Raw genomic sequence first — 14,818 nt, forward strand, 5'->3', positions numbered from 1 at the left:
GGGTGGAGCCGGTCAAGATCGTGCCGCACCCCCGGACGGGCGTGCCGCTGGTCCTGCCGGAGCGGCCGTAGGCGGGCGGGGCGTAGGCAGCGGCCGTCGGCAGCGCGCGGTCCGCCGTCAGTCCTCGTCGTCGTCCAGCCGGAAGCCGATCTTCAGGCCGACCTGGTAGTGCTGGATCCGGCCCTCGGCGAGATGGCCCCGGACCTGCGTCACCTCGAACCAGTCGAGATTGCGCAGCGTCCTGGAGGCACGGTCCACGCCGTTGCGGATCGCGGCGTCGATGCTCTCGGTCGAGGACCCGACGATCTCGGTCACCCGGTACACGTGCTCGCTCATGACGGACTCCCTCAGCTGTGCGACACCCCCCGGTCCACCGTGCACCGGGGGGCGCCGCTCCGCATTCCGGCAACCGCCGGACGGAGCCCCGCCCCAGCGGACGCCCGTCAGAACGCCGCGCGGACCTCGCCGACCGGTATGCCGCCGCCGAGCAGCGGGGAGGCCGCGATCCGGTCGAGCGTGCCGTCCCCGGTGGTGACCCCGAGGCGGCGCAGGGCGGCGGCGAGCACCGGCCCGCGGGCCCGCTCGGCGCCGTCGTCGATCTTGAAGGCGAGCGCCCGGCCGTCCGGCAGCGCCACCACCTGGACGGCCTCGGCGCCCATCTTGGCGAGCGCGCCCGGCACCGCCCGCATCAGCCAGGTGTCCGCGCGCCGGGTGCCGGCCACGTACTCGGGGTGCGCCCGCATGGCGTCGGCGACCCGGCGCTGGGGGGTGCCCGGCTCGGCCAGCAGCAGGGCCCGGAAGCCGCGGGCCAGGCCGGTCAGGCTGACGGCCAGCAGCGGCGCGCCGCAGCCGTCGACCCCGTCGTGCGCGGCCGGCTCGCCGACGCACTCCTCCAGGGCCTCGCGGGCCAGCTGCTGGATCGGGTGGGCCGGGTCGAGGTAGCTGTCGACGGGCCAGTCGTTGGCCACGCAGGCGGCCAGCCAGCCGGCGTGCTTGCCGGAGCAGTCCATCAGGACGGGCTCGTGGTCGCCGCCCCGGTGCAGGTGCAGTTCGGCCTCTGTCTCGTCCAGCGGCAGGTCGGCCGGGGTGCGCAGGGCGGTCTCGTCCAGCCCCGCGGCGGCCAGGATCTGCCGTACGCCGGCGAGGTGAAACGATTCTGCAGAGTGGCTGGAGGCCGCCAGCGCCAGCAGCTCCCCCTCGATCGCCAGCCCGGCCCGCAGGGTGGCCACCGCCTGGAACGGCTTGGCGCAGGAGCGCGGGAACACCGGCGCGTCCGGCGTGCCCAGCGCGTACTCGACCGAACCGTCCGCGGCGAGCAGGACCAGCGAGCCGTGGTGCCGGCCTTCGACGAAGCCCGAGCGGACGATCTCGGCGAGCACGGGCAGGGGGGCGGGGTGGGACATGGCGGAGAGCCTTCCGGAGTGAGGGTGGACCGGGGGGCGAGCCGGGCCCGTCCCCCGCCCACGGCGCCTCGTCCGGTCAGAGCGGGCCGCCTGCGAGCAGGTCCTCGACCCGTGCTTCCCCATCACGGTACCTGCGGGTGATTTCCGCGTTGCAGCCGTCCGCCGTCCGCAGCAGCCGCTGCCGCCGCCCGGAGACCTCGCGCTCGTGCGCGCGCAGCCGCTCCAGCGCCGCCAGCAGGTCCGCCGCCGGGTGCGCCGCCAGGTCGGCCAGCTGCACGTCGCCCATCAGCGCGTCCGCCTCCAGCTGGGACTGCTGCCCGCGCGGCGGCCCCAGGGTGACGTGCCGGGCCGAGCGGCGGACGGTCGAGGGCGCGTCCGTCAGGATGGCCGACAGCCGCTCCAGCAGGCCGCCGGACGGCTCCGCCGGGCCCGCCGGACGGGCGGCGCCGCCGTCGGGCCGGCGGTCCAGCTCGGCCAGCAGGATGTCCATCCGGCCGTGCAGCAGCCGCCGCAGATAGGAGAGGTCCTCCTCCTGCTCCAGGGTCTCCCGGCGCAGGGTCCGCAGCTGGTCCAGGCCCAGCCGTTCGAGCTCCGGCTCGATCCCGGGCCCGGGGCCCTCCGGCACCCGCCCGTCGTGGTCCTGCGCCGCGTCGATCGCGTTCATCAACCAACCCACCTGCCGTCGTCCCGATCCCGCCCGCTCGCGGCACCCTCGCCTGCCGCCCGGTCCGGCCCGTCACCACCGCGAGCGCCGTCGGCGCGTTCCCGTCCGGAGGCACGCCCGGACGCCCGCGATGGTTCCCGCCCCCGGCCGTGGCCACCCACCGGGGCGACACGACCAGAACGCCTGACCTACCGGCTCGACCGCCCGGCCGAACCGGGCCCGGCGCGGCGGACCTTCGGCGCCCCGGACCACGGACGTGCCCGGCCTCCCCCCGCCTCACGCGGTGGACGGCCGGACGCGTCCTTGTACGGTCCCCCAGCGTGCCACCCCGCCCCACGCCGCCGCACCGCCCGTGCACCCGAACGGCCCTCTGGCGAAGAGGGGTGGCTGATACGACCGAAGCTTTTCCCAGGAAGAGCGGCGCCAAGGAGCGCGCAGGCGCACGCTACCCGGCGCGCGCCACACTCAAGGGCGCCCCGGAGGCGCCTGCTCGCGCCCCCGCCGCCTCCGGCAGAATGGCGGGCATGCGAGCAGTGGTGCAGCGAGTGACCGAGGCCCGGGTGACGGTGGCCGGGGAGACCGTCGGCGCGATCGAGGGGCCCGGGCTCTGCGTCCTGGTCGGCGTCACCCACGACGACACCCCCGCCGAGGCGGACCGGCTCGCCCGCAAGCTCTGGACGCTGCGGCTGCTGCCCGCCGACGAGAACGGCGTCGAGCAGTCCTGCTCCGACATCGGCGCGCCGCTGCTCGTGATCAGCCAGTTCACCCTCTACGGCGACGTGCGCAAGGGCCGCCGCCCCACCTGGAACGCCGCGGCGCCCGGGCCGGTCGCCGAGCCGCTGGTCGACGAGGTGGTCGCCCGGCTGCGCGCGCTCGGCGCCAAGGTGGAGACCGGCCGCTTCGGCGCGGACATGCGGGTCGCCCTGGTGAACGACGGCCCGTTCACCGTCCTCGTGGAGGTCTGAGGCGTGGAGGTCTGAGCGGGGACGCCTGTGGCGCTACTGCGGGACGATCACGTCCTGCGTCCCCGGCACCGTCCCGGCCAGCAGCACCGCGTCCACCGGCACGTTCCGCTTCACGACGGCCAGCGCGACCGGCCCCAGCTCGTGGTGCCGGGCCGAGGAGGTGACGAAGCCGAGCGCCCGCCCCTGCGGCTCCGCGGCGAGCCGCACCTCCGTCCCGTGCGGAGGCAGCACCTCCTCGGTGCCGTCCAGGTGCAGCAGGACCAGCCGGCGCGGTGGCCGCCCCAGGTTGTGCACCCGGGCCACCGTCTCCTGCCCCCGGTAGCAGCCCTTCTGCAGGTGGACGGCGGTGGTCAGCCAGTCCACCTCGTGCGGGATGGTCCGGTGGTCGGTCTCGAAGCCGAGCCGCGGCCGGTGGCCCTCGATCCGCAGCGCCTCGTACGCCCAGATGCCGGCCGCCGGGCCGTACCCCGCGGTGAGCTCCGCCAGCGCGGCGCGCGGCAGGAAGAGGTCCCGCCCGTACGGCAGCTCGCGGACGGCCGCCGCGCCCTCGGCGGAGGCGGTCGAACCGGCCGGCAGGTGGACCACCGCGTACTCGGCGGTCGCGTCCGCCACCTCGACCCGGTAGAAGAACTTCATGCTCTCCAGGTAGCCGATCAGCGCCTGCTGGGTGCCCGGCTCGACGTGCGCCCAGGTGGTGGTGCCGTCGTCGACCAGGTAGAGGGCGTGCTCGACGTGCCCGTTCGGGGAGAGCACCAGCGCCTCGGTGGCCTGCTGCGGCGGCAGCGCGCTGACGTGCTGGGTGAGCAGCAGGTGCAGCCAGCTCAGCCGGTCCTCACCGGTGACGGTGAGCACGCCGCGGTGCGAGAGGTCCACGAAGCCGGTACCCCGGGCGAGGTTCCGTTGCTCGCGGAAGAGGTCGCCGTAGTGGGCGGCGACGCCCTCGTCGGCCCCCTCGGCGGGGACGGCTCCGGGCAGGGCAAGCAGCGGACTCTTCAGACCGGTCATACCGGCAAGCTTACGGCCGCTCCGCGGCGCGTTCGGCGGAGCAGTCGGCGCAGCGGCCGAAGATGGCGAAATGCTTGAGGTCGGTGTCGAAACCGTGCTCGGCGCGCAGGCTGTCGATCAGCGGCTGGGCGATCTCGGTACCGGTCTCGGTGACCTTCTCGCAGTCCCGGCAGACCAGGTGCAGATGGTGGTGGCGGCCGGCCAGGTGGTAGGTCGGGGCGCCGTGGCCGAGGTGGGCGTGCGAGACCAGGCCCAGCTCCTCCAGCAGCTCCAGGGTCCGGTAGACGGTGGAGATGTTGACGCCGCTGGCGGTCTGCCGGACGTGGCCGAGGATGTCGTCGGGGGTGGCGTGGTCGAGCGCGTCGACCGCCTCCAGGACGAGCTGGCGCTGCGGGGTGAGCCGGTACCCGCGCTCGCGCAGGTCGGCCTTCCAGTCGCCGGAGAGCTGCCAGTCGGTGGTGCCGGTGTCCGCCACGGTCCTGTCCCTGCCAAACGTCGGGGGTCCTGAGGCAAGTGTAGGGACCGGCCGACCGGCCGGTCCCTACCCCGCACGCCTCGGCGGACGTCCGCGGACGCCCGGGGCCGCCCCCGTCCGGGGGGCGCGGCCTACTTGACGCGGCCTACTTGAAGAAGGCGATGCCGTCGTCCGGCAGGTCGTTGATGTCCTTGATCAGCTGAGCGGGCGAGAGCACCTTCTTCAGCTGCGCGGACATGTACGGCCGCAGCGCGACGTTCGGGGCGGCCTTCTCGCCCACCCAGAGCAGCTCCTCGTTGACGAAGCCGTAGAGCCGCTTGCCGCCCGAGTACTCCGGCGAGCCCTCGATCCGGGCCACCGCGTCGGTGGAGACGTCGATCTGCGGCTTGCCGTCGGCCAGCTCGCCGTACCAGATCTCCACCGTGCCGTCGTCACGGACGGACGAGATCTCGACCCCGCGGGCACCGCTGGTGCCGTGCTGGTTGCTGGTGATGCGCCAGAAGGCGTGCTCGTTCTCCAGCGGGCGGATCTTCTCACCCTCGCTGTTCAGCACCCAGGTGCGGGAGCGGAACTCCAGGAAGGGCCGTCCGTCGTGGCGGATGACGATCTCCTGGCCGAAGTTGCACTTCTCGGTGCCCGGGCCCCCTTCACCGGGCAGAGGGGCGTAGACGCCCGCGCCCTCCCAGGTACCGAGGAGGAAGGCCAGCGGGACGACGTCCTTGTGGAGGTCTGAGGGGATCTCGATCATGTTCCTGGTCGCTGTCGTCGGTGCGGAATCACTTCAACCGTACGGCAGTCGCTCAGCGCTGGCCCTGGTACAGCTTCATCACCGAGAAGATGGCGAACCAGGTGATCAGCACGGCCATGAGGGCCAGCAGACCGTCGAAGAAGATTTCCAGACCGGACACGGGGGGCTCCCAGGGCGGCGACAGTGTGGTGGATGAGGCGGATTTTGCTGCCGCTCACTCTATCCGGACGGTACCGACGGGTCTCGGTGAGCCCCACCACCTCGGCGATCTAGTGTGTCGGCCATGTCGTCTCAGTCGTCTCAGAAGAAGCTCGTCGTCAAGGTGACCGCCGGGGCCGACGCCCCCGAGCGGTGCTCGCAGGCCTTCACGGTGGCGGCGGTCGCCGCCGCCAGCGGGGTCGAGGTCTCGCTCTGGCTGACCGGGGAGTCGTCCTGGTTCGCCCTGCCGGGGCGCGCGGCGGAGTTCGAGCTGCCGCACGCGGCGCCACTGCCCGACCTCATCGAGGGGATCGTGGCGGGCGGCGGCTCCATCACCCTGTGCACCCAGTGCGCGGCCCGGCGCGGGATCGAGGAGAAGGACCTCATCGAGGGGGCCCGGATCGCGGGCGCCCAGGTCTTCGTCAGCGAGATCATGGCCGACGGCGTGCAGGCGCTCGTCTACTGATCCGGCGGGCCCTCGCGGTCGGGGCGGTCCCGGTCGTGGCCGGGCTCGTCCCACCGCGGGTCCTCCCAGCGCGGGTCGTCCCACCAGTCGTCCTCGGGGTCGCGCCGGTTGGCGAACACCGCCGCGACCGGCGGGATGACCATCGCGACCACGCAGAGGCCCACGGCCGCCGGGACGGAGACGAACCGCACCACTCCCCAGGCCAGTACGAAGAGGCCCAGGCAGACGCCCATCATGGCGTAGTAGTAGCGGCGCCGCCGGCGGGACTTCACCCTCCCACGGTATGCCCGAGGGCCCCTGCTCGGCAGGGGCCCTCGGTGACGCTGATCGGTCGCCGACCGGTCAGACCGCGATCGCGACCTCGGTCAGGTCGCCCTGGGAGGCGACCACCTGGCGGTCCACGGTCTGGCCCGGGATGAGCGCCCGCAGGGTCCACTTGCCCGGGCGGGCGAAGAACCGGAACTGGCCGGTCGCCGAGGTGGGCACCTCGGCCGTGAACTCGCCGCCCTCGTCGAGCAGCCGGACATAGCCGTTGACCGGCTCACCGTCGCGGGTCACCGAACCCTGGATGATCGTCTCGTTCGCCACGTCAACTCCTGCCAGGTCCGGGCCGCCGGCCTTCGCACCGCACATTGTCTGTTTCCCTTCAGCCTTACGGGTGGAGCCGGTGGCTCAGTTGCCGAGCTCGATCGGCACGCCGACGAGGCTGCCGTACTCGGTCCAGGAGCCGTCGTAGTTCTTCACGTTCTCCTGGCCGAGCAGCTCGTGCAGGACGAACCAGGTGAGCGCGGAGCGCTCGCCGATGCGGCAGTAGGCGATGGTGTCCGTCGCCAGGTCGACGCCCTCGGCCTCGTACAGGGCCTTGAGCTCGTCGTCGCTCTTGAAGGTGCCGTCGTCGTTGGCGTTCTTCGCCCACGGGATGTTGCGCGCGGACGGCACGTGGCCGGGGCGCTGCGACTGCTCCTGCGGGAGGTGGGCCGGGGCGAGCAGCTTGCCGGAGAACTCGTCGGGCGAGCGGACGTCGACCAGGTTGAGGGTGCCGATGGCGGCGATCACGTCGTCGCGGAAGGCGCGGATCGAGGAGTCGGCGGCCTGCGCCGCGTACTCGGTCGCGGCGCGCTCCGGCACCTCGGAGACCAGGTCGCGGGAGTCCAGCTCCCACTTCTTGCGGCCGCCGTCGAGCAGGCGGACGTCACCGTGGCCGTACAGCTTGAAGTACCAGTAGGCGTACGAGGCGAACCAGTTGTTGTTGCCGCCGTAGAGGACGACGGTGTCGTCGTTGGCGATGCCCTTGGCGCTGAGCAGCGCCTCGAAGCCCGCCTGGTCGATGAAGTCGCGGCGGACCGGGTCCTGGAGGTCCTTCTTCCAGTCGATCCGGACGGCGTTGCGGATGTGGTTCTTGTCGTAGGCGGAGGTGTCCTCGTCGACCTCGACGATGACGACCTTCGGGTCGTCCAGGTGGGCCTGGACCCAGTCGGCGTCGACCAGGACGTCGCTGCGGCTCATGGTGATGTTCTCCATCCGGGGGCGGTTGGCGGAAGGTGTTGGTGCTGCTGCGGCTGCTGCGGCTGCTTCGGGTGCTGCTCAGCGGCGGTGCGGTCGCTCGTCGGACACCGGTCCGAATCCATGTCCGAATCGTGGGACGAACGGCGGCGCGCGGTGCGAGCGGGCAGTGGGGTGCGGAGTGCGGCGTCCACGCCCGGCCCGAGGGCCGGCACGAATCACCGGAGGAATCGGCGGCGGGCATCAACTGCCCTGCCAGGACGCCGAGTCAGCGCATTCGACACAGACAGGCGGCCACGCGGCACAGGTCTACCGCCCGCCGCTTCGTGAGGTCCGTCTGTCGCTTCATGCCGACGATGCTAGGGACATCCGACGCCCGCTGTCATTAGCGTATCGAATGGCGAGACCAGATGGCTCGCATGATGGGATTTGACCCTCCCATGGGCGTCGGGAACCGGCCGGGGCCCGGTCGACGGCCACGCGAGGGCCGTGCGAGGGGCGGGAAGGGCACCGCTCCGCGGCCGGTGCTGGACAGCGCGTCTCGCGGAGCGGAACGGTGGACGGCGGGGCCGGGTCAGCCGATGAGCTTGACGTCCTTGCCGTCGAAGGCCAGCCGCAGGCCGTCCTCCTGCGGCGTGACCGAGGCGAGGTTCAGCCCGGCGGGCAGCTCGGAGAGGGTGAAGCTGATCGGTTTCAGGCTCTGGTCGGACACCCCGGCCAGCAGCGAGGCCATCGCGCTCATCCGGAAGCCGTCCACCGTCACGGTGTTCCCCTGGTTGTGCACCGAGGCCTCACCGACCGGGAACGGTCCGAGCGAGGCCTTGATCTTGCCCGGGCCGCCGTAGGAGAGGCTCAGCCGGGTGCCGGCGCCGAGCGAGAGCCGGCCCGCGTTCGGCACCAGCTCCGAGGCCGGCGGCAGCAGCCGCGACAGGTCGGTGTAGTCGATCAGACCGGACCCGGACCCGCTGTCCACGGTGGCGCTGCTCATGTTGTCGCTCACCTCGACGCCGGACAGCTTGGCCGAGAAGGAGTGCAGCGCGACCTTGTCCTTGCCCTCGCCGACGGTCAGCCCGTCCGAGGAGATCCGCACGTCGTCCAGCTTCTGCGAGACGACCTGGGTGAGGAACGGGAAACCCTCGATCGACACGTGCGGCTTCTGGCTCATCCGGCCGCTCTTCAGGATCTGCTCGGCCGCCTCGTCCTCGGCGACACCGACGGCGATCCGGTCGGCGCCCACCAGCACCCCCGAGAGCACCACCAGGCCGATCGTCGCCTTCAGCCAGCCGCGCATCGCTCTCCCCCGTCGTCGCCGGTCGCTGTCGTCCGCTGTCGTCCGCCGTTGTTCACGGCCGTCGCCGGACGTGGTGTCGGCGGATCCGGCCACTCCGGTACGGCCGCTCGCACGACGGTACGACGTCCCGCCCCGGAGCATGGTTCCGGGGCGGGACGTCGTGGGGAAGACCGGCGGTGACCGGCGGCGGTCAGCCGAGCAGCTCCGTGGCGATCCAGACCAGCGGCGCCGACACCGCGAGCGGCAGCGCCACGCCGGCCGTCATGTGGACGAACCGGGACGGGAAGTCGTACCCCGCCACCCGGCGGCCGATCAGCGCGCCGAGACCGGCCGCCGCGCCCAGCGCCGGCGGGGCGCCGACCGCGAGGCCCAGGCCGACCGCCGCGAGCAGACCGAGCAGCGGGCCCAGCCACTTCGGCCCGGGCAGCGGCGCGGCCGCCAGCAGCGTCGCCAGCGCGACCGCGCCGACCGCCGCCGGCACCCAGTCGGCCAGCAGCAGCGCGGTGCAGAGCACCGTCACCACGGTGGCCGAGCCGAGCACCGTCAGCGCGTAGAACCGCTCCTTCGGATCGGCCGGCCGGAACGTCTGCAGCACCAGGACCAGCAGGAAGAACCCGCCGAGCGTCCCGACCACCGCCCCCGTGCCGCCGTCCGCGTCGGCCAGCAGCACCGCCACGTCGGCCACCACACCGGCCAGCGCGGCCAGCGCGATGCCCTGGCGGGCCGGCCACATGCCGTTCAGCCGGAACCAGCCGGCCGCCGTCAGGCCCTGGAGCAGCACCAGCGCCAGGGCGAGCCCGAGCTGGCCGAGCGCCGCGCCGCCGGCCAGCAGGGCGGCGGCACCGGCGGTGATCAGGGCCGGCTGGAGGCCCGGGTCGTTGATCGGCGAGCCGGTCCGGACGACGGGGGCCGCCGGGGCGGCCGGAGCCACGGCCGGGGCGGCCACCGGAGCGGCCTGGACGGGGAACGGCGCGGCCGGGGCCGCCGGGGCGGCGTGGCCGCCCTGTGCGGCGCGGGCGGCGCGCGCGGCCCGCGCCGCGGCCGGGTCGGTCAGCACCGGGGCCGGCGGCTCCGGGCGCTTCAGCGTCATGGTCGGCTGGTCGAGGCCCTGCGCCCCGTCCGGCACGGGCGCGTGGACCTGCCCCTGGCCGTACGGCGCCCCGCCGGAGGCCTGGCCGGGCGCCTGCGCCCGGGCATGGGCGGGTCCGGCGTGGGCGGGTCCGGCGTGGGCGGGCGCCCCGGTGTGACCGGGGAAGGGCGCCGACGGCTGCCCCGGGACACCCGGCGGCATCGCACCCGACACCCGCACGGGCGGGAGCAGCGCGGTCGCCGCCGCGTCGCCCATGGGCGGCACCGGCGGGAGCAACGTGGTCGCCGCCGCGTCGTCCATCGCCGGCACGGGCGGGAGCAGCGCCGTCGCGGCGTCGTCCACGACCGGCCCGCCACCCGGTCCAGCCCCGTACGGCGCCTGGCCGTAGGCCTGCTGTCCGTACGGCTGCTGCTGGCCGTAGGGCTGTTGTCCATAGGCCTGCTGCTGTGCGTAGGCCTGCTGCTGCTCCGACGGGCCACCGTACGACGGCCCGCCCAACCCGGGGGCGTGCGGCTGCGCCGCGAGCCCCTGCTGTGCGTAGGGATCCGGCGCGTACGCCTGCTGCGGGGCGTACGGATACGGCGGCTGCTGCGGGTGCTGCCCCTGCGCCCCCTGCGGGTACGGAGTCTCCTGCGGGTACGGCGGCTGGTGCTGCTGCGGCGGCTGCCCGTACGGGTACTGCGGCTGCTGCGGCGGGCCCTCGGGGGCCCCGTTCGTCCCGGTCACGCCGCTCACCCGCCCGCGAACGGCGGGAGGACCTCGATCGTGCCGCCCTCGCTGAGCGCCACGGTCGTGTGGTCACGGCCGCCCACCGGCGAGCCGTCCACCAGGTAGGAGCAGTGGCCGAGCAGCCGGACCAGCTTCGGCCGGTCCGCGTGCCGCTCCTTGGCCTCCGCCAGCGCCTCGGCCAGGGTCGCCGCCAGGTACGGCTCCTCGGCCAGCCCGGCCTCCGACTTCGCCGCCGCCCAGTAGCGGATCGTTCCGCCGACCTGAACGGCGGCCGCCGGGTCGTGCCCGGTGGTCGCGCCCATGGCAACCCCTTCTCGTCGTCCTCGCCCCGTCCCGGGTGCCCCCGGTCGGGTCCACCACCGGAGGCGCCCGGGCCTCGCCCGAAAGGTGTACGCGCACGGTGCCGCCGATGTGCGTCCCATGATGGCGTGTTCGCCGGTGCGAGCGGCAATCGCCCTGGCCCGGCCCCCGGCGGCGCCGTCGCGAAGCTGTGGCCGGGCTCACCCCGGGCGCGCCCCGAAAAGGCCGAGCCATCGGCTCCCGGCCCTCCCGGCGCGGAGGCGGGTCGGCTATTCTCGATCCTCAAGGGATCCGGGCAGAGTCGCCCCCGGGTCCTTTTGTGCTTTCAGGACGCCAGTACGGACGTTCGTGCGATTCGTCGGCCCACCCCCGGCGGACGCAGGAACCGCCCCCACCACGCACGGCACAACGATGTGCCGGGCCCGGCAGGGGCGTCGGACACCCCCGGCTCCGGGCCGCCGCCCGGGACCGGCCAGGACCGGAAGGTTCGCGGGATGAACAGGGAAGAAACGGTGCATCGCGGGTTGCGGGACCCCCGGCACACGCCCGGTTCGGCCGCGCGCGCCGGCACGTCCTCCGATTCCCACCGGGCGGCCATCTCCGCCCCCTCACCAGCACGTGTGCCATCCGACTGTGGCGGCAGCCGGAACGCGACCGCGACGACCCGGAAAGGGGACTACCGGGTATGAGTTCTCTGCTCCTCCTCACCAACGCGCTTCAACCCTCCGCGGAGGTGATGCCCGCGCTCGGCCTGCTGCTGCACAACGTCCGGGTGGCACCCGCCGAGGGCGCCGCCCTGGTCGACACACCCAGTGCCGACGTCATCCTGGTGGACGGCCGACGCGACCTGCCGCAGATCCGTAGCCTCTGCCAGTTGCTGCGCTCAACTGGCATCGGCTGCCCGCTGATCCTGGTGGTGACCGAGGGCGGCCTGGCCGCCGTCACCGCCGACTGGGGCATCGACGACGTCCTGCTCGACACCGCCGGCCCCGCCGAGGTCGAGGCCCGGCTGCGGCTCGCCCTCGGCCGGCTCCAGGTGGCCACCGACGACAGCCCGATGGAGATCCGCAACGGCGACCTCTCGGTCGACGAGGCCACCTACTCCGCCAAGCTCAAGGGCCGGGTGCTCGACCTCACCTTCAAGGAGTTCGAGCTCCTCAAGTACCTCGCCCAGCACCCCGGCCGGGTCTTCACCCGGGCGCAGCTGCTGCAGGAGGTCTGGGGCTACGACTACTTCGGCGGCACCCGGACGGTCGACGTGCACGTCCGGCGGCTGCGCGCCAAGCTCGGCGTCGAGCACGAGGGCCTGATCGGCACCGTCCGCAACGTCGGCTACCGCTTCGTCGTCCCGGAGAAGCCCGAGAAGGGCGAGCGCTCCGAGCCGGCCGCCGTACTCTCCCCGGCCGCCCTGGAAGCCTGACCCGGCCGGCCGGGCGGGGCCCACCCGCACCGCCCGGCCCGGCCTGTCCGGATTCGCCCCGGCCCGTCCCGACCCGTCCCGCGGACGCCTCCCGACGGGCGGAGATCCCCACTGCCCGGGCGCACGCCACACGCGTAGACTCCCCCCGTGGCCAAAGTGACGCGCGACGACGTAGCCCGACTGGCTGGTACCTCGACCGCGGTCGTCAGCTATGTGATCAACAACGGGCCGCGGCCGGTCGCGCCCGCCACCCGCGAGAAGGTGCTCGCCGCGATCGAGCAGCTCGGCTACCGGCCGAACAGCGTCGCGCAGGCGATGGCCTCCCGCCGCACCAACCTCATCGGCATGGTCGTCCCGGACGCCCGCCAGCCGTTCTTCGCCGAGATGGCGCACGCCGTCGAACGGGCCGCCTCCGAGCGCGGCAAGCTCGTGCTGATCGGCAACTCCGACTACGTCGACGACCGCGAGGTCCACTACGTCCGCGCCTTCCTCGGCATGCGGGTCTCCGGCCTGATCCTGGTCAGCCAGGGCCCCTCGCAGCGGGCCGCCGAGGAGTTCGCCGCCATGGAGGGCGCGAAGGTGGTCCTGCTGCACCGCCGCCCCGAGGCGATCGACGACGTCGCGGTGGTCACCGACGACGTCGGCGGCGCCGAGGCCGTCGTCCGCCACCTGCTGGAGGTGCACGGGCACCCGTACGTGGCCTGCTTCGGCGGCCCGGTCGAGTCCCCCGCCCCCGGCGACCCGGTCATCGACCACGTCGAGGGCTGGCAGCGCGCCATGGACGCGCACGGCCTGCCGACCGAGCCGCACCTGATCGACGCGCCCTTCCACCGCTACGGCGCGTACGACGTCGCGCTCGGCGTGCTGCGCTCCGACAACCGCCCGCCGGCGATCTTCTGCTCCACCGACGACCAGGCCATCGGCGTGCTGCGGGCCGCCCGCGAGGTGGGGCTGCGGGTGCCGGAGGACCTCGCGGTGGCCGGCTTCGACGACGTGCCGGAGGCCGCGCTGGCCGACCCGCCGCTGACCACCGTCGCCTCCGACCGCGACGCGATGGCCAGGGCGGCCGTGGACCTGGTGCTGGACGACTCGCTGATGGTGCCCGGCTCGGACACCGAGCGGGTCCGCAAGTTCCCGTCGCGCCTGGTCGTACGGCGTTCCTGCGGCTGCTCGCCGGACGCCGCCGACGCCTGACCTGACCAGGCTTTATGAGAAGTGAACGGGCTTCTCGGGGGCTTCTGAGCGGGCTCTCACCGGATTCTCATCCGCCGGGCGGAGCTTGGTCGCCATGAGCGATCACCAGCAGTGGCAGCACCGCCCCGGCGGCGAGCGGAACAACGACGAGCGGTACGACGGCGGCCCGTACAGCGGCCCGTACGGCGACGGGGCCTACGACGGCGCCTACGACGGCCCGGCCGACTACCCGCACGGGGAGCAGTGGCCCCGCATCGTCCCCGGCACCGTCCTCGGCAGCACCACCCACGACAGCACCGGCTACGGCGCCGCCGCCCACCCCGCCGCCGGCACCCCGCCCCCTCCCCCGTACCCGCCGTTCCCGCCCGAGGCGGCCGGCCAGGACGGCCCGGACGCCCCCCGCGGCCCCGGCCGCCGGGCCAGGAGCGGCCTGCTGCGCGGCCGGCTCGCCCTGGTCACCGCCGTCGCCGCGGCCGCCGCCGTGCTCGGCGGGGTCACCGGCGGCGTCGTCGCCGCCCAGGACCACCGCTCCGCCGCCCGCACCGGCACCATCGCCAGCCCGGTCGCCGTCCGCACCGACGGCAGCGCGGACGTCGCCGCCGTCGCGGCCGCCGTCTCGCCCAGCGTCGTCCAGATCACGGTGAAGACCGGCGGCGGGACCGCCACCGGCACCGGCGTGGTGCTCACCACCGGTGGGCAGATCCTCACCAACTACCACGTGGTCTCCGGCGCGGCCGACGGCGGCCAGATCACCGTCACCTTCCACGACGGCTCCACCGCCCGGGCCGCCCTCACCGGCACCGACAAGGGCCTGGACGCCGCCGTGATCACCGCGAGCGGCGCGAAGCAGCTCACCCCCGCCGTCCTCGGCGACTCCTCCGCCGTCTCGGTCGGCGACCCGGTCGTCGCCATCGGCAACCCCGAGGGCCTCACCGGCACCGTCACCTCCGGCATCATCAGCGCCGAGCACCGCCAGGTCACCGTCCAGGTCGACGAGGGCACCACCAGCGGCAACGGCGGCTTCGGCTTCCCCAAGCTGCCCGGGACGCGCGGCAGCGCCCCGCAGAGCGGCGGCGAGACCGCCACCTACCAGGCCTTCCAGACCGACGCCGCGCTCAACCCCGGCAACTCCGGCGGCCCGCTGATCAACGCCAACGGCCAGGTCATCGGCATCAACTCGGCCATGTACTCGCCGAGCGGATCGAGCGCCACGGCCGGCGGCAGCGACGCCGGCAGCGTCGGCCTCGGCTTCGCCATCCCGATCGACGACATCAAGCAGGTGCTGCCGAAGCTGCAGTCCGGCCAGAACGTCTGACGACGTCCGACAATTGACCCGAGCAGGCCCTCCCGCCACCAGAAAGGGCAAC

The 14,818-nt window shown here is 74.0% G+C and carries 18 protein-coding genes; 5 read left to right on the forward strand and 13 right to left on the reverse strand.

Annotated elements, in window-relative coordinates; translation table 11 throughout:
- Nucleotides 1–117: 117 nt before the first annotated feature.
- From ACFP3U_RS29110 to ACFP3U_RS29120, 3 genes are all read right to left on the reverse strand, one after another.
- Nucleotides 118–336, reverse strand: coding sequence for a dodecin (locus tag ACFP3U_RS29110; RefSeq protein ID WP_380228691.1), 219 nt, complete (start codon nucleotides 334–336; stop codon nucleotides 118–120).
- A gap of 107 nt (nucleotides 337–443) precedes the next feature.
- The gene (locus tag ACFP3U_RS29115) at nucleotides 444–1,403 is read right to left on the reverse strand and encodes an asparaginase (RefSeq protein WP_380228692.1); all 960 of its coding nucleotides are present in this window, start codon (nucleotides 1,401–1,403) and stop codon (nucleotides 444–446) included.
- 76 nt (nucleotides 1,404–1,479) lie between these two features.
- Entirely contained in the window at nucleotides 1,480–2,067 is a 588-nt protein-coding gene (locus ACFP3U_RS29120) for an RsiG family protein (RefSeq protein ID WP_380228693.1), read from the reverse strand.
- A 524-nt stretch (nucleotides 2,068–2,591) separates the two neighbouring features.
- On the opposite strand from ACFP3U_RS29120, the gene dtd reads away from it, so the two are divergent.
- Nucleotides 2,592–3,032 carry a D-aminoacyl-tRNA deacylase gene (gene dtd, locus ACFP3U_RS29125; protein ID WP_380228694.1) on the forward strand — a complete coding sequence of 147 codons (441 nt, stop codon included), beginning with the start codon at nucleotides 2,592–2,594 and terminating at the stop codon, nucleotides 3,030–3,032.
- A gap of 33 nt (nucleotides 3,033–3,065) precedes the next feature.
- Here dtd and ygfZ read toward each other — a convergent pair whose 3' ends face one another.
- The 3 genes from ygfZ to ACFP3U_RS29140 all read right to left on the reverse strand — a co-directional run bounded on the left by ygfZ (nucleotide 3,066) and on the right by ACFP3U_RS29140 (nucleotide 5,260).
- A complete protein-coding gene (gene ygfZ / locus ACFP3U_RS29130) occupies nucleotides 3,066–4,028 on the reverse strand; it encodes a CAF17-like 4Fe-4S cluster assembly/insertion protein YgfZ (protein WP_380228729.1) in 963 nt (320 codons plus the stop codon).
- Nucleotides 4,029–4,047: 19 nt separating this feature from the next.
- A complete protein-coding gene (locus ACFP3U_RS29135; RefSeq protein ID WP_380228695.1) occupies nucleotides 4,048–4,512 on the reverse strand; it encodes a Fur family transcriptional regulator in 465 nt (154 codons plus the stop codon).
- A gap of 145 nt (nucleotides 4,513–4,657) precedes the next feature.
- On the reverse strand, nucleotides 4,658–5,260 hold the full coding sequence (locus ACFP3U_RS29140) for a heme-binding beta-barrel domain-containing protein (RefSeq protein WP_380228696.1): 603 nt from the start codon (nucleotides 5,258–5,260) through the stop codon (nucleotides 4,658–4,660).
- Between the two features lie 283 nt (nucleotides 5,261–5,543).
- On the opposite strand from ACFP3U_RS29140, the gene ACFP3U_RS29145 reads away from it, so the two are divergent.
- On the forward strand, nucleotides 5,544–5,924 hold the full coding sequence (locus ACFP3U_RS29145) for a DsrE family protein (protein ID WP_380228697.1): 381 nt from the start codon (nucleotides 5,544–5,546) through the stop codon (nucleotides 5,922–5,924).
- Here ACFP3U_RS29145 and ACFP3U_RS29150 read toward each other — a convergent pair.
- The 7 genes from ACFP3U_RS29150 to ACFP3U_RS29180 form a co-directional block, all read right to left on the reverse strand.
- Nucleotides 5,918–6,196, reverse strand: coding sequence for a DUF3099 domain-containing protein (locus ACFP3U_RS29150; RefSeq protein WP_380228698.1), 279 nt, complete (start codon nucleotides 6,194–6,196; stop codon nucleotides 5,918–5,920). The two genes, ACFP3U_RS29145 and ACFP3U_RS29150, sit on opposite strands and share 7 nt — an antisense overlap.
- Nucleotides 6,197–6,266: 70 nt before the next feature.
- Nucleotides 6,267–6,557: a DUF1416 domain-containing protein gene (locus ACFP3U_RS29155; protein ID WP_380228699.1), complete on the reverse strand. Its 291-nt coding sequence runs from the start codon at nucleotides 6,555–6,557 to the stop codon at nucleotides 6,267–6,269.
- A gap of 39 nt (nucleotides 6,558–6,596) precedes the next feature.
- Nucleotides 6,597–7,430 (reverse strand): sulfurtransferase, encoded by an 834-nt coding sequence (locus ACFP3U_RS29160; RefSeq protein ID WP_380228700.1) that lies wholly within the window; start codon nucleotides 7,428–7,430, stop codon nucleotides 6,597–6,599.
- A gap of 265 nt (nucleotides 7,431–7,695) precedes the next feature.
- Nucleotides 7,696–7,776, reverse strand: coding sequence for an Ms5788A family Cys-rich leader peptide (locus tag ACFP3U_RS29165; protein ID WP_350517234.1), 81 nt, complete (start codon nucleotides 7,774–7,776; stop codon nucleotides 7,696–7,698).
- A 225-nt stretch (nucleotides 7,777–8,001) separates the two neighbouring features.
- Nucleotides 8,002–8,718, reverse strand: a complete 717-nt coding sequence (locus ACFP3U_RS29170; RefSeq protein ID WP_380228701.1) for an LmeA family phospholipid-binding protein — start codon at nucleotides 8,716–8,718, stop codon at nucleotides 8,002–8,004.
- A 190-nt stretch (nucleotides 8,719–8,908) separates the two neighbouring features.
- On the reverse strand, nucleotides 8,909–10,534 hold the full coding sequence (locus ACFP3U_RS29175; RefSeq protein WP_380228702.1) for a hypothetical protein: 1,626 nt from the start codon (nucleotides 10,532–10,534) through the stop codon (nucleotides 8,909–8,911).
- Between the two features lie 5 nt (nucleotides 10,535–10,539).
- A complete protein-coding gene (locus ACFP3U_RS29180; protein WP_380228703.1) occupies nucleotides 10,540–10,839 on the reverse strand; it encodes a MoaD/ThiS family protein in 300 nt (99 codons plus the stop codon).
- Between the two features lie 683 nt (nucleotides 10,840–11,522).
- Between ACFP3U_RS29180 and ACFP3U_RS29185 the strand changes: the two genes are divergently transcribed.
- The 3 genes from ACFP3U_RS29185 (at nucleotide 11,523) to ACFP3U_RS29195 (ending at nucleotide 14,766) form a co-directional block, all read left to right on the forward strand.
- On the forward strand, nucleotides 11,523–12,257 hold the full coding sequence (locus ACFP3U_RS29185; RefSeq protein WP_380228704.1) for a response regulator transcription factor: 735 nt from the start codon (nucleotides 11,523–11,525) through the stop codon (nucleotides 12,255–12,257).
- 147 nt (nucleotides 12,258–12,404) lie between these two features.
- Nucleotides 12,405–13,451: a LacI family DNA-binding transcriptional regulator gene (locus tag ACFP3U_RS29190; RefSeq protein ID WP_380228705.1), complete on the forward strand. Its 1,047-nt coding sequence runs from the start codon at nucleotides 12,405–12,407 to the stop codon at nucleotides 13,449–13,451.
- Nucleotides 13,452–13,545: 94 nt separating this feature from the next.
- Complete coding sequence (locus ACFP3U_RS29195) at nucleotides 13,546–14,766, forward strand: S1C family serine protease (RefSeq protein WP_380228706.1); 1,221 nt, start codon at nucleotides 13,546–13,548, stop codon at nucleotides 14,764–14,766.
- Nucleotides 14,767–14,818 lie beyond the last annotated feature (52 nt).

This window comes from Kitasatospora misakiensis (assembly GCF_042656005.1).
Lineage (GTDB): Bacteria > Actinomycetota > Actinomycetes > Streptomycetales > Streptomycetaceae > Kitasatospora > Kitasatospora misakiensis.

Bases quoted from the DNA above. Each gene is read 5' to 3' on its own strand.
- ACFP3U_RS29110 (WP_380228691.1), bottom strand. From the start codon at position 336: ATGAGCGAGCACGTGTACCGGGTGACCGAGATCGTCGGGTCCTCGACC.
- ACFP3U_RS29115 (WP_380228692.1), bottom strand. From the start codon at position 1,403: ATGTCCCACCCCGCCCCCCTGCCCGTGCTCGCCGAGATCGTCCGCTCG.
- ACFP3U_RS29120 (WP_380228693.1), bottom strand. From the start codon at position 2,067: ATGAACGCGATCGACGCGGCGCAGGACCACGACGGGCGGGTGCCGGAG.
- dtd (WP_380228694.1), top strand. From the start codon at position 2,592: ATGCGAGCAGTGGTGCAGCGAGTGACCGAGGCCCGGGTGACGGTGGCC.
- ACFP3U_RS29140 (WP_380228696.1), bottom strand. From the start codon at position 5,260: ATGATCGAGATCCCCTCAGACCTCCACAAGGACGTCGTCCCGCTGGCC.
- ACFP3U_RS29145 (WP_380228697.1), top strand. From the start codon at position 5,544: ATGTCGTCTCAGTCGTCTCAGAAGAAGCTCGTCGTCAAGGTGACCGCC.
- ACFP3U_RS29155 (WP_380228699.1), bottom strand. From the start codon at position 6,557: ATGTGCGGTGCGAAGGCCGGCGGCCCGGACCTGGCAGGAGTTGACGTG.
- ACFP3U_RS29160 (WP_380228700.1), bottom strand. From the start codon at position 7,430: ATGAGCCGCAGCGACGTCCTGGTCGACGCCGACTGGGTCCAGGCCCAC.
- ACFP3U_RS29165 (WP_350517234.1), bottom strand. From the start codon at position 7,776: ATGAAGCGACAGACGGACCTCACGAAGCGGCGGGCGGTAGACCTGTGC.
- ACFP3U_RS29170 (WP_380228701.1), bottom strand. From the start codon at position 8,718: ATGCGCGGCTGGCTGAAGGCGACGATCGGCCTGGTGGTGCTCTCGGGG.
- ACFP3U_RS29180 (WP_380228703.1), bottom strand. From the start codon at position 10,839: ATGGGCGCGACCACCGGGCACGACCCGGCGGCCGCCGTTCAGGTCGGC.
- ACFP3U_RS29185 (WP_380228704.1), top strand. From the start codon at position 11,523: ATGAGTTCTCTGCTCCTCCTCACCAACGCGCTTCAACCCTCCGCGGAG.
- ACFP3U_RS29195 (WP_380228706.1), top strand. From the start codon at position 13,546: ATGAGCGATCACCAGCAGTGGCAGCACCGCCCCGGCGGCGAGCGGAAC.